The organism is Bradyrhizobium sp. 62B (assembly GCF_030272265.2).
In the GTDB taxonomy this organism is placed as follows: domain Bacteria; phylum Pseudomonadota; class Alphaproteobacteria; order Rhizobiales; family Xanthobacteraceae; genus Bradyrhizobium.
Map to the genome: position 1 here is coordinate 6,374,492 of NZ_CP092841.2, position 12,741 is coordinate 6,387,232.

Annotated in this window: 7 protein-coding genes; 4 read left to right on the top strand and 3 right to left on the bottom strand. The window is 64.9% G+C overall.

The window, feature by feature from the left end; translation table 11 throughout:
- Window positions 1–37: 37 nt before the first annotated feature.
- Together ML401_RS30595 and ML401_RS30600 are read right to left on the bottom strand one after the other, a co-directional pair.
- The gene (locus ML401_RS30595; RefSeq protein WP_285807913.1) at window positions 38–3,010 is read right to left on the bottom strand and encodes a cell division protein; all 2,973 of its coding nucleotides are present in this window, start codon (window positions 3,008–3,010) and stop codon (window positions 38–40) included.
- Between the two features lie 69 nt (window positions 3,011–3,079).
- Window positions 3,080–3,778 (bottom strand): TetR/AcrR family transcriptional regulator, encoded by a 699-nt coding sequence (locus ML401_RS30600; protein WP_285807914.1) that lies wholly within the window; start codon window positions 3,776–3,778, stop codon window positions 3,080–3,082.
- Between the two features lie 87 nt (window positions 3,779–3,865).
- Between ML401_RS30600 and ML401_RS30605 the strand changes: the two genes are divergently transcribed.
- Window positions 3,866–4,648, top strand: a complete 783-nt coding sequence (locus ML401_RS30605) for a sterol desaturase family protein (RefSeq protein WP_259216412.1) — start codon at window positions 3,866–3,868, stop codon at window positions 4,646–4,648.
- Window positions 4,649–4,670: 22 nt separating this feature from the next.
- Here the strand turns inward: ML401_RS30605 and ML401_RS30610 are convergent, their stop codons facing one another.
- A complete protein-coding gene (locus ML401_RS30610) occupies window positions 4,671–6,614 on the bottom strand; it encodes a M3 family oligoendopeptidase (RefSeq protein WP_259216411.1) in 1,944 nt (647 codons plus the stop codon).
- A 127-nt stretch (window positions 6,615–6,741) separates the two neighbouring features.
- On the opposite strand from ML401_RS30610, the gene ML401_RS30615 reads away from it, so the two are divergent.
- The 3 genes from ML401_RS30615 to ML401_RS30625 all read left to right on the top strand — a co-directional run bounded on the left by ML401_RS30615 (window position 6,742) and on the right by ML401_RS30625 (window position 12,718).
- A complete protein-coding gene (locus tag ML401_RS30615) occupies window positions 6,742–8,238 on the top strand; it encodes a sigma-54 dependent transcriptional regulator (RefSeq protein ID WP_211415976.1) in 1,497 nt (498 codons plus the stop codon).
- A gap of 347 nt (window positions 8,239–8,585) precedes the next feature.
- Window positions 8,586–10,820 carry a murein L,D-transpeptidase gene (locus ML401_RS30620; protein ID WP_259216410.1) on the top strand — a complete coding sequence of 745 codons (2,235 nt, stop codon included), beginning with the start codon at window positions 8,586–8,588 and terminating at the stop codon, window positions 10,818–10,820.
- Between the two features lie 281 nt (window positions 10,821–11,101).
- Window positions 11,102–12,718 carry a DUF882 domain-containing protein gene (locus tag ML401_RS30625; protein ID WP_285807915.1) on the top strand — a complete coding sequence of 539 codons (1,617 nt, stop codon included), beginning with the start codon at window positions 11,102–11,104 and terminating at the stop codon, window positions 12,716–12,718.
- Window positions 12,719–12,741: the final 23 nt, after the last annotated feature.

A 12,741-nucleotide genomic window follows, 5' to 3' on the forward strand; every position in this document is an offset into this window, starting at 1 on the left:
TGGAATTCCAATTGCCGGGAATCGGGGCGCGCGCTGCTCAGTCCTGTTCGACCTCCGTGGCGGCGGCACTCACGGGCCGTCGCCGGAGCGCCGGGAGCCCGAGCGCCGCGCGCACCTCGGCGACGGCCGTCTCTCCAGCCGCGGTGAACCGCGCCATGCGCGGAGCGGTGCCGGGACCGACCGCGACATCATGGTCGCCAGCCAGGAAACCATGGGTCATGTGAAACCCGAGCGCGCGATAGACCTCGAACTGCTCCTCCGAGAAGAACTGGTCGCCGGTGGTCTCGTGGGGAAACGTAGCGTTCCGCCGCGCATAGTCGCGGATGTAGTCGTTCTCGTCGCTGGAGAGCGAGGACTTGATATAGACGAGATAGCCCTTGTCATCGCCGCCATAGTCGATGACGCCGATCGCCACGTGAACGTGGGGCTTCGAGGCTTCTTCCGATGTCCCAGGGGACGCTTGCGCGGAGGTCTTGTCCGCATTCTCCGCCATGATGGCACGCGTGCGGTCGCGGATCGGGGTCCAGGGCAGATCGATGCGGACACCGAGATCGATGCGGGCGTAGCGCTGCAGCTTCATCAGCGAGGCGAAATTCATGGGCGCATCTGCTTCCGCGTCGACTGCGACGATCACCCTGCAACGCCGGCGCAGCAGCTCGTAGACGCCGAGATTCTCGATGTGGCCGCCGTCGGTGAGATAGACGCCGTCGCTGTTCTCGTAGAGACGGCCGGAGATTTCCGACCACAGGAACAAGGGCGTGGAGCGCCGCTGCGGCCGGGCCGTGGCCTCGACATAGCGCGGATTGCTCAGCCAATAGCCCAGCCGCACGTTGAGCAGCGCGAGCGTCGGCGTCAGCGCCTTGATCGAGTTCGAGCCCATGTTCGACGACGCCGCAGCCCCTGAGATCGCCATGGCGGTGGCGAGGTCGAGGCCTTGCTCCAGGCGCTCGACCGCCTCCGTCCTGGCGTAGCGCGTCGCTTCGCTGCCGACATAGAGCGGCGAGAAGACGAAGAAGTCCGCGTTGCGACCGCGCCGGTTGGCGAAGTCGGAGCCCTGGATGTTCAGCGCCGTGTTGATGAGATGATAGGGTGCCCCCAGCTTCGACGCCGCCGCCACGCCATCCTTGTCGGCGCCGTCCCTGGCGGCTGCATAGAGCTCGCTCAGCTTCATGCGATCGAGCGGCATGAAATCACGCCCCTGGTCGAGGCTCGCCTCGGCGCGCGCGATATTGCCGTCCGCCGAACGATCAGGGTCGAACAGAAACGCCTTGCTCAGCCGATCTCGGTAGAGACGGTGCAGCGAATTCGCGTTGGGCGTCAAAGACCAGGAGATCGCAAACAGCAGCAGGCCGACGAGCGCATAAAGAATGACCAGAGGCAGGCTGTGCGAATAGCCCGAGCCTGCATCCGACCAATGGAATTGTCGTGCGATGTTGCTCGCGGCGGATCTGAGCCAGGCCGGCACGTGGGAGACCGGCGTCAGCCACTCCATCGTCGCCGCCGGTGCGGCGGGCTGCGGCGTGATCTCGGCCGTGAAGGTGCCCGCGCCCGCGTCGAACGCGATCTTGCCGGCCAGATTGCCCGATGCGGGCGCGGTCGATTTGCTGGCGGCAAGGCAGCTCCTCTGCCCGACGAGCGCCAGAGGCGCCTGGCATTTTTCGAGCGGGTCGTTGGCGATGCCCCAATAGGACAGATAGAGGTAGGCGACCCAGATGATCAGCGGCAGCGCCAGGCCCGCGATCCACAGCGCGACCTTGGCAATGATCGCGACCAGCAACGCACCCCATTGCGAGGACACGCTGTTGCCTTTGAGGAATTCGGCGAATTGCTGCCTGAAGGCCGTGACGAACACGCCGATCGGCGCGGCGATCGCAGCGAACGCCTTGATCCAGGTGACGGCGACGCCGCCGACCGGCCCGCCGATCGCATCGCTGTCGACGACATCGAACATCTGCGACAGCATGAAGGGCTGGAACTCGAAGAATGCGATCACGGCAAGCAGCACCAGGAAGGTCGCGCCGGCAGTCGGCCAATGCGAACGAAACTCCTGACGTTTTTCGGGGCTCGCCAATGATTGCTTGAGCGCCCAGACGAAGAACAGGCCTATACCGATGATCGCGGTCGCCAGCGTCAGCGCGAATTGCTTGATCTGCAGGAGGCGCGCGAAGTCGCAGGCGATGCCGAGCAGGAACGCGATCGCCGCGGCATAAATGAAGGACAGCGTCGGGCCCATGCCGCGCTCGGCACGCGCGACCAGATAGGCAATTCCGCCGCAGACGAGCAGCCCCAGCGCGACCATCGTGCCGATCGCCGCGAAGCCGAAACGGTCCGCGACCCAGCCGAAATGATGCAGCTCACACTGCGGCAACGCGCCGTCGGCGAGATCGACGCCGAAGAAGTTCGCGACCGTCAGGCAGCTCCGCAGCGGCGTCGACCAGATCGTGACGGCCGCGAGCAGCAGCACGACCGGCAGGGTCAGTCCGATATTGGCGATCAGGCCGCGCACCACGATCGCGATCCCGGTCAGCAGGTCGCGGACGCCGGCCGGGATCAAATAGTTGGAGTAATTCCTAATATGGCCGACCGACGGCGTATCGCTGATCTCGCTGGCGGTCGCAATTCCACCGGCCGGCCGCTCGCCAAATACGAAACGCCCGGTCACCGTCATGGTGGTGCTGAGCGAGGTGCCGATGTAGCCGCCGCCCGACACCGTGGAGAGATAGTCGATTCGCCCGATCAGATCGTGATGGTTCAATGCCTGAAGCACGCCGAGACAGGTGGCTGAAGAGCGGATGCCGCCGCCGGACAAAGCGAGCCCGACAACGTCGAGCATCTGGCAGGCATCGACGCGGTCGGGATCGAGCTGCCGCGCCGTCTCGCGGCGCGTGTTGATCGCCTTCATCTCGTCGCGAACGATCTGCTGGTGTTTCTGGCACCAGGGCGTTTCCTCCTCAAAGGCCGCGGCGTTCCGCGCTGCTTCAGGTCGCGGAACCTGTCCCCGATCGGCCATGCGACCCTCCCCAGCGAAAATCACGATCAACAATCAATAGTTGAAAAACACGATAAAGTATCTACTGGCTTAGTCTTGTCTCTGGGCCGAGCGTTCAATGCCGGCGAGCAGGATCTCCAGCCCCGTCTCGAACGTCGCATCGAAATGCGCAGGCTGAAAATACGGAGCAGCCGCCGCAAGATGCCTGAAGCTGGCGGCGATCGTTTCGTTCGAGACCGGCTCCGCCGATGAGGGCCCGCGGGCATAGCCCGCCGTCTCATCCAGCGCCGCGCCCGTGAGGTAATAGCCGAGCTCGCGGAAATAGATTGCGGCATCGCGGTCAGAGAAGCCCGCCTCGCGCAGGATGCCGATGATGCCGTCGATATAGGCGACCCCGGCAGGCGTATTGAGCCGGTGCACCGCGAAGAAGGGGAAGAAGGCCGGGTGCGTGAGCGCCATGGCGCGGAAGCCGTGGGCAGCCCGGCGCAGGCGCTCGCGCCAGTCCCATTGCGGCTCCATCGCCACGCGCGCCTGTGCGAGCATCAGATCGACGAGCGCATCCATCAGATGCGCCTTGCTCGGGAAGTGGTGATAAATGCTCATGGCCTCGCAGCCGAGCTCCTCGCCCAGCCGGCGCGTCGAGAGCTTGGCGAGCCCCTCGCGATCGACCAGCGCCATCGCGGAGGCCGCAATAAGCTCGCGGGACAGCCCCCTGCCCCCTTCGCGCGGCGGCCGGCGCTTGCGCGGGACAGTCGAGGCTTTCCGGCCCGCTCTGGCTTTTCTGGTCATGACATTCCGAATCGAAACCGCTTGCAACCTTACACCGCAAGGCCGTATTGTGAAGCTGCCTTACACTGTAAGCCTGGAGCTGACGCGATGTCCGCAATCGAGCTGTTTGGCCTCTTGGTGCCCGCGACCTATCTCGTCATGCTGGCCGTCGAGCGCCTGATCCCGGCGCGGCAATTCCCGGAGATTCCTTATTGGCGGCTCAAAGGCTTCTGCTTCCTGACCGTTCAGGGCCTGCTGGCGACGCTGACCCCGCTGCTGATCCCGGAAGCCTGGCTGGAGCGACACAGATTGATGGACCTCACCGGTCTCGGCGTCGCCGGCGGAGCGGCACTCGGCTATTTTGTGCTCTCACTCGTCAATTACGGCTGGCACCGCAGCGCGCACACCTTTCCCCTGATGTGGCGGCTGTTCCACCAGATCCATCACAGCCCGCAACGCATGGACATGTCCGGCGCGGCCCTCTTTCACCCGCTCGAGACGATCTCATTCTTTGCGATCGCATCCGTGGTGACGACGCTGGTGCTCGGGCTCGATCCGGTCGCGGCGGCCGCGACCGGATACATCGCCGCCTTCTACGGCTATTTCCAGCACATGAATGTGCGCACGCCGCAATGGCTCGGCTTCGTCATCCAGCGGCCGGAGGCGCATTGCATCCATCACCAGCGCGACGTGCACGCCTTCAATTATGGCGACCTGCCGATCTGGGACATGCTGTTCGGCACCTTCCGCAATCCGGCAAGCTTCGAGGGCGCAGTCGGCTTCGACAAGCCGGCGACCGACCGGTTTGGTGCGATGCTCGGCTTCGTCGACGTGAACGAGCCCGCGGCCGGGCAGAACAGCCTCGGCCGCAGCCCCAACGCGACCGGCTAGAGCAAAGCGTCCGCGTTCAATCTCAGCCCATCGCCTCCAGCTCGTCGATCATCCCGGCGATGACCGACAGGCCGCCATCCCAGAATTTGGGATCCTTGGCATCGAGCCCGAACGGGCGCAGCAGCTCGGAATAATGCTTGGTGCCGCCGGCCGCGAGCATGTCGAGATAGCGCTCGGCAAAGCCCTCGGCCGCGTTTTCGTAGACGGCATAGAGCGAGTTCACGAGGCAATCGCCGAAAGCATAGGCGTAGACGTAGAACGGCGAATGGATGAAGTGCGGGATGTACATCCAGTAGTTCTCATAGCCCGCCTTGATCTCGATCGCAGGCCCGAGGCTCTCGCCCTGCACCGACAGCCAGATCTCGCCGAGCCGCGTCGCGGTGAGCTCGCCGTTCTTGCGTTCGGTGTGGACCGCGCGCTCGAAGGAATAGAACGCGATCTGCCGCACCACGGTGTTGATCATGTCCTCGACCTTGCCGGCCAGCAGCGCCTGGCGCTGTTTTGCATTTTTGGTCTGGGCAAGGAGCCGCTTGAACGTCAGCATCTCGCCGAACACGCTCGCGGTCTCCGCCAGCGTGAGCGGCGTCGGCGCCATCAGCGCACCGTTCTTGGCCGCCAGCACCTGATGCACGCCATGGCCGAGCTCGTGGGCGAGCGTCATCACGTCGCGCGGCTTGCCCTGGTAGTTCATGAGCACGTAAGGGTGCGCGGAGGGCGTGGTCGGATGCGAGAACGCACCCGGCGCCTTGCCCGGCCGCACCGGCGCGTCGATCCAGCGATCGGTGAAGAAGCGCTCGGCGATATCGGCCATTTTGGGCGAGAAGCCGCGATAGGCCGTCAGCACCATGTTGCGCGCATCGGGCCAGCCGATGACGTCGGTCGCGGCAAACGGCAACGGCGCGTTGCGGTCCCAATAGGCCAGCCGCTTCTTGCCGAACCACTTCGCCTTCAGCGCATAATAGCGATGCGACAGCTTTGGATAGGCCGCGCGCACCGAGGCCACCAGCGCATCCACAACCTCGCGCTCGACCCGGTTGTTGAGGTGCCGGGAATCCGCGACATCCTGAAAACCGCGCCAGCGGTCGGAGATGTCCTTGTCCTTGGCGAGCGTGTTGGTGATCAGCGCAAAGGTGCGCTCATTTGCCTTGAAAGTCTTTGCCAGTGCGTCAGCCGCGCTCTTGCGCTTTGCGCCATCACGGTCCTGCAGCAGATTGAGCGTCGGCTCGATCGCCAGCTCCTTGGACCCGACCTTGAAACGCAGGCCGGAGATGGTCTGGTCGAACAGCCTGTTGAAGGCGGAATAGCCGGTCTGCGCCTTCTCCAGGAAAAGCTGCTCCAGCTTGTCGTCGAGCTGATACGGCTTCTCCTTGCGCAGGTCCTCGATCCACGGGCGGTAGTACGCAAGCTCGGGGGCTTGCATCGCGCGGTTCAAAATATCGTCATCGACGCGATTGAGCTCGAGCGCAAAGAACAGAAGATGCGTCGACGCCGCCGTCAGCCGCTCCGAAACATCGCCGTAAAACTTTGAAATCGCAGGGTCCACGCTGTCGCCGGCATGGACGAGCCCGGCGTAGGAGCCGAGGCGGCCGGCGAGATCGTCGATCGCCTCAAAGCGTCGCACCGCCTCCGCGAGCCATTTTCCGCCATCTTCGTTTGCTGTCCCTGTCGCGAGCTTGCCCTTGTAGTCCGTCTCGAACGCGACGCAGTCGGCATCCATCTTTTCGAGATCGCGCGCCACTTCCGGCGCATCGATCCCGGAATAGAGATCGGCCAGGTTCCACTCGGGAAGCTTGCCGGTTTTGCTCGCAGGCTTAGCGGAGGGTTTTGCCTTGGCGGTAGATTTCTTGGCTGCCGATTTCTTGACGGCAGATGTCTTCGCGGCAGCAGACTTGCGGAGAGCAGGCTTGTTGAGGGCAGGCTTGTTGAGAGCAGACTTGTTGAGAGCAGACTTGGAGCGCGAATTCATTGTGTGGGAAACCTGTGTTCAACCATCGCGGCGGCGAGCGGGGGCATCAAGGTTTAAGAGTGCGTTAATCGGCTTCGGCCAGAGTGCCCCGATTCGAGACAGATAGTAGTAGCGTGCGGGGAACACCATGGCTGCCAGTATTTTGATCGCCGACGACGACGCCGTAGCACGCCGGCTGGTCGAGAACATGGTGCAGAAATGCGGCTATGAGACGGTCGTCGTGGACTCCGGCGATGCCGCGATCGCCGCCCTCACCGCTCCCGATGCTCCGGCCATCGACGGTGTCATCCTCGATCTCGTGATGCCCGGCCTCGACGGCATGGGCGTGCTGGCCAAGATCCGCGAAGCGGGCCTCAGCGTCCCCGTCATCGTGCAGACCGCCCATGGCGGCATCGACAACGTGATCTCGGCGATGCGCGCTGGCGCGGCCGATTTCGTGGTCAAGCCGGTCGGCCTCGAGCGACTTCAGGTTTCACTGCGCAATGCTCTCAACGCCTCCGCGCTCAAGGGCGAATTGCAGCGTATTCGGCACAGCCGCGAGGGCCGGCTGACCTTCTCCGATATCATCACCCGCGCCGAGGCGATGGCCGGCGTTATGCGCGCCGCGCAGAAGGCCGCGAACTCTTCCATTCCGGTGCTGATCGAGGGCGAGTCCGGCGTCGGCAAGGAGATGTTCGCGCGCGCCATCCATGGCAGCGGCGAGCGCAAGGCGAAGCCGTTCGTCGCCGTCAATTGCGGCGCGATTCCCGACAACCTCGTCGAGTCCATTCTGTTCGGCCACGAAAAGGGTGCTTTCACCGGCGCCACCGAACGGCACATGGGCAAATTCGTCGAAGCACATGGCGGCACGCTGTTTCTGGACGAGGTCAGCGAGCTGCCGCTGACCGCGCAGGTGAAGCTGCTGCGCGCGCTCCAGGAAGGCGCCGTCGAGGCGGTCGGCGGCCGCAAGCCCGTCAAGGTCGACGTCCGCATCGTCTCGGCCACCAATCGCCGGCTGCTGGAGCGGGTCAAGCAGGGACACTTCCGGGAAGATCTGTTCTATCGCCTGCACGTGCTGCCGCTGACGATCCCCTCGCTCCGGGCCCGGCGCGAGGACATCCCGCATCTGCTCCGGCATTTCCTGGCGCGCTTTGCCGCCGAGGAGAACCGCCAGATCACCGGCATCAGCGGCGAGGCCATGGCGCATCTCGCCCAACTCGACTGGCCCGGCAACATCCGCCAGCTCGAGAATGCGGTCTACCGTGCGGTGGTGATGAGCGAGGGCGACCAGCTCGGCCTCAGTGATTTCCCGCTGCTCGCGTCGCAGCCGCACCACGCCACCGAGATTCCGACCGCGCCGCTGATGCTCGAGCCGGCGGCGAGCCCGTCGGTCGTGTCAGGTAACGATATACCAATCGCTCCTCTCCCGGCCGTGGGAACTTTGGCGATGCTGACCCCAACCGGCGATGTCCGCGCACTCGAGGACATGGAGAACGAGATCATCCGTTTCGCGATCTCGCATTATCGCGGCCAGATGTCCGAGGTGGCCCGCCGTCTCAAAATCGGCCGGTCCACCCTCTACCGCAAACTCGACGAAGCCGGGGTTCCCGGCCATGGCGGGAAAAGCGGCGAAGAGACGCACTGAGCCTCATGCGAACGGAGGTTCGCGAGGCGATGCGAGACCGGTTGTAAGCCGTTCGCATGACGACAGAATTCGACTGCGACTTGAACCGTGACTTGGAAGTGACAGACACAGGGAAAAGCGCTTGAGGCAAGCGCACAATCCGTTGCCAAGAGGCTCCCTTGAAGTCAGTTTGGCGTGAGTTGTCCCGGTTAGCGCTGGCTGCAAAACCGGGGTCTGTATATCGTCTGCGTATGAATCGTTGCGTGCAGGCGTGCAACTTTCGAGAGGCCGGCGCGATTTAGCCGAAGCTCAATTGGCGATAACGAAGCTGTTCCATAAGGGACAGTTCACCCGAGGGGTGCGACACAATGCGTGACTGTTTGAACCACCGTGCGGGCTTCGACCGTGTCTTGATGACGGTCGCGGCAACCTTCCTCACGGTGTCGGCCAGCTCAGCCCTGGCGCAGGATCAGGCGCGCAGCAGCGCTGCGGAGCTCGCGATCGAAGCCGCGATCCCGCGCCCCGAGCCGGCCAATGTCCCGCCCCCGACCGCATCGGACATCAAGCTCGACACCACCGCCACGGTTCAGGACTCCGCCAAGGAGCCGGCAAGGGAGCCTGTGAAGGCTGACGTCGCCCCCGCCGCGGACAAGGTCGAGACCAAGCCTTCCGACGTCGCCACGACGCCCGCCACCGAGGCGCCGAAGAGCGAGACTGCCAAAACCGAGCCTGCCAAGACCGAGCCTGCAAAGACTGAGCCTGCAAAGACCGAGCCTGCAAAGGCGGACACCGCCACGGCAAATCCGGCTGCACCTGCGGCACCCGCCGCCGCTGCAGCTCCGGCCGCCGAGCCGGTCAAGGCCGCGAGCAGCGTTCCCACCGCCGACCAGCCGGTCGCCGACAAGCTCAAGGACATCATCGGCGCCAAGACGTCGCGCCATTTCGACCGCAAGAACGAGCGCGCGGCGATCGAGAAGTTTTACGGCGCACGCGACTTCGCGCCGGTCTGGACGCAAGGCGGCAGCCTGACGGCTGCGGCCAAGGGCGTCATCGCGCGGCTGAAGGACGCCGCTTCCGACGGCCTCAATCCGGCGGATTATCCGGTGCCGGATTTCGCCAGCGCCACCACGCCCGATGCGCTGGCCGATGCCGAGCTCAAGCTCACCGCCAGCATGTTCGACTATGCGCGCCAGGCCCAGAGCGGCCGCATGCATTGGTCGCAGGTCTCTGGCGACATCCTCTATCCCGAGCATCCGGTCGACCCGAACGAGGTGCTCGCCAAGGTCACGACCGCAACTGACGCCTCCGCAGCGCTCGACAGCTACAACCCGCCGCACAAGCTCTACAAGGAGCTGAAGGCGAAGCTCGCGGAGCTTCGCGGTCAGGGCAGCGGCCCGGCGATCGAGATCGCCGACGGTCCGGCGCTGAAATACACTCCGGCCACCAAGAAGCAGGCCGAAATCGTCGTGGAAGATTCGCGCGTGCCGCAGCTCCGCGCCAAGCTGGGCCTCGCCGAGAACGCCAGCGACACCCGCTATGACGCCGCCGTCGCCGACGCCGTGCGCAAGTTCCAGAACAGCGCGGAGATGAAGGCGACCGGCATCCTCGACGACAAGACGGTCAAGGCGCTCAACACCCCGAAGCGCGACAAGCAGATCGACGTCGTGCTGGTCAACATGGAGCGCTGGCGCTGGCTGCCGCGCGACCTCGGCGCGCCATCGCTGGGCGATGCCTATGTGATCCTCAACATTCCCGACTACACGCTGAAGGTGATGCAGCGCGGCCAGCAGGTCTGGACCACCCGCGTCGTCACCGGCAAGCCGGGCACGCATGCGACCCCGCTGCTCACCGAGACGATGAAGTACATCACGGTCAACCCGACCTGGAACGTGCCGCCGTCGATCGTCTACAACGAGTACCTGCCGGCGCTTCAGCAGGACCCCACCGTGCTGCAGCGCATGGGCCTCAAGCTCGAGCAGAACCGCGATGGCTCGGTGCACATCTCGCAGCCGCCCGGCGAAGCCAACGCGCTCGGCCGCATCCGCTTCAACTTCCCGAACAAGTTCCTAGTCTATCAGCACGACACGCCGGACAAGAACCTGTTCGCCAGGGAAGATCGCGCCTTCAGCCATGGCTGCATGCGCGTGCAGAACCCCGATCAGTACGCCTCGGTGCTGCTCAACATCGTCATGCCGAACGAGAAGTACACGCCGGAGCGCGTGCGGAGCATGTACGGCAGGAGCGAGATCGACCTGAAATTCCCGACGCCGATGCCGGTCAACATCACCTATCAGACCGCGTTCGTGGATGACGCCGGCAAGCTGCAATTCCGCAAGGACGTCTATGGCCGCGACGCGACCATGATCAACATCCTGAAGAACAATCGCGGCAAGGACCTCGAGGCCGTCGTTGCGCACTCGCAGCCCAGCTATTCGCGCCCGGCGACGACCCTGCCCTCCGGTGTCGCGGTGGCCAACAATGGCGGCGGCTTCGGCTCGTCCGGCCCGAACTTCTTCGAGCGGCTGTTCGGAGGCGGGGCTCCGACCCCGCCGCCGGCTCCGGTCGGCCGCCGGCCCCAGCAGCAGCGGGTATTTACCCGGTAAGCCTGCTCGACGGCCCTTTCCAAAATTCTGCAACGATATCAACGGCCCCATCCCATGGATGGGGCCGTTTAACGTTAACCATTGTCCACCTCGGCCCGGGGAGCGGGCGTTTTTTTGCCACAGTCAACCGGTTAGGATCGTATTCTGACTTGGTTTGGGGGCGAGAAGGTCAACCTCGAATTAACCTTCTCGCTTTAAGAAAGCGTTCATCCTCTTCGCGCTGCTAACGGGGTTGGCGGGAGAGTCCATTTTGAACGCTCGTCGACTGGGTGGGCTCATACGTGCTGACTGGTCTCGCACGCCAATTCGCTGTGCTGTCGTTGTCCCATGCGGGAGTGAAGGCCGGTTCGCGCATCGGCCTCGCTGCCGCGTTGCTGCTTGCTGCCGCGGGATCGGTTCATAACGCGGCCGCGCTGAACGAGACCAAGACGCTCTCCTTCCACCACACCCATTCCGGCGAAGACCTCACCGTCACCTTCAAGCGCGACGGCCGCTATGACGAAGCGGCGCTGAAGCAGCTCAACCACTTCCTGCGCGACTGGCGCACCCAGGACGAGACGGTCATGGACCGCCGCCTGTTCGACATCCTCTGGGAAGTCTATCGCGACGTCGACGCCAAGCAGCCGATCCAGATCATCTCGTCCTACCGCTCCCCCGCCACCAACGCCATGCTCCGCCGCCGCTCCTCCGGGGTGGCGCGCTTCAGCCAGCACATGCTGGGACATGCGATGGACTTCTACATTCCGGGCGTGCCGCTGGAGCAGATCCGCTTCGCCGGCTTGCGCCTGCAGCGCGGCGGCGTCGGCTTCTATCCGACCTCAGGCTCGCCCTTCGTGCATCTGGACACCGGCAGCATCCGGCACTGGCCGCGGATGACGCATGATCAGCTCGCCCGCGTCTTCCCGGACGGCAAGACGGTGCATCTGCCGACCGACGGCACGCCGCTGAAGGGCTATGAGCTCGCAAAAGCCGAGATCGAGCGCCGCGGCAACGGCGACGATTCCAGCAGCAGCAAGCCGAACTTCTTCGCCGCCCTGTTCAGGGGCAAATCGGCAGCTCCGGCTACCAGCAGCGATGAGGATGACGAGGGCGCGCCCGCCCCGGCCGCGAAGCCGGCAGCCCCCACCGTCGTCGCAGCCGCAGCCAAGCCCGTCGAACCGGTGCCGACGCCGCGAGCCAAGCCGCAAATGGCCGCGATCCAGCTCGCCTCGGCCGATGCGCAGCTCGTTGCCCCGCCCAAGCCGAAGCCCGCGCCGGTTGCTGACAAGCCCGCTGCCGGCAAATCTGCTGACGACAAGCCGGAGACGCCGGCCGACATCATCAATGCCCGCGGCTTCTGGGATGACGTCCCGACCGCGCCACAGCAGGCGACGCCGGCGCAGGTCGCTGCGCTGAAGGCCCGCCAGGCCCTTGCCGCCGCCACCGATCCGCAGGCCACCGCGAGCGTGTCCAACGCGGCCCTGCAGGCGCTCGCTTTCGCGCCCGCGGCCTCCCCGATTGACCGCGCCAATGTCGTTGCCGCCTCGGCGCCGATCCCGCGTTCCGCCCGCCCCGCCTCGCGCAGCCTCGCCCAGGCGACGGAGATCAACACCGTGGTCGGCAAGAGCACCGACGGCATGGTCGCGACCGCGACGCGCCTCTCTGCCGCCAAGGGCGAGAGCGTCTGGCTCAAGATCGTGATGCTGTCGCCGAGCGCCAGCCGTGCGATGTCGGTCACGCTGATGGGCGAGCTCGATACCGCGGCGCTGCGCGCTTATTTCGTCAAGCCGCGGGCCGTGATCGCGATGGGCTTTGCCGACGACCCGATGCAGGGGCTGTCCTGCGAGACCTTCTCCGGCAGCGCCACCGCAAAGCTCCAGACGACGTCGTTCGTCGTGCGGACCGCGGCGCTGCGCTGAGCGCCGCTGCTGTTTCCAGAATT

Excerpts from the sequence above, each read along its gene's own strand:
- ML401_RS30615 (WP_211415976.1), top strand. The coding sequence starts at position 6,742 with ATGGCTGCCAGTATTTTGATCGCCGACGACGACGCCGTAGCACGCCGG.
- ML401_RS30600 (WP_285807914.1), bottom strand. The coding sequence starts at position 3,778 with ATGACCAGAAAAGCCAGAGCGGGCCGGAAAGCCTCGACTGTCCCGCGC.
- ML401_RS30605 (WP_259216412.1), top strand. The coding sequence starts at position 3,866 with ATGTCCGCAATCGAGCTGTTTGGCCTCTTGGTGCCCGCGACCTATCTC.
- ML401_RS30620 (WP_259216410.1), top strand. The coding sequence starts at position 8,586 with ATGCGTGACTGTTTGAACCACCGTGCGGGCTTCGACCGTGTCTTGATG.
- ML401_RS30595 (WP_285807913.1), bottom strand. The coding sequence starts at position 3,010 with ATGGCCGATCGGGGACAGGTTCCGCGACCTGAAGCAGCGCGGAACGCC.
- ML401_RS30610 (WP_259216411.1), bottom strand. The coding sequence starts at position 6,614 with ATGAATTCGCGCTCCAAGTCTGCTCTCAACAAGTCTGCTCTCAACAAG.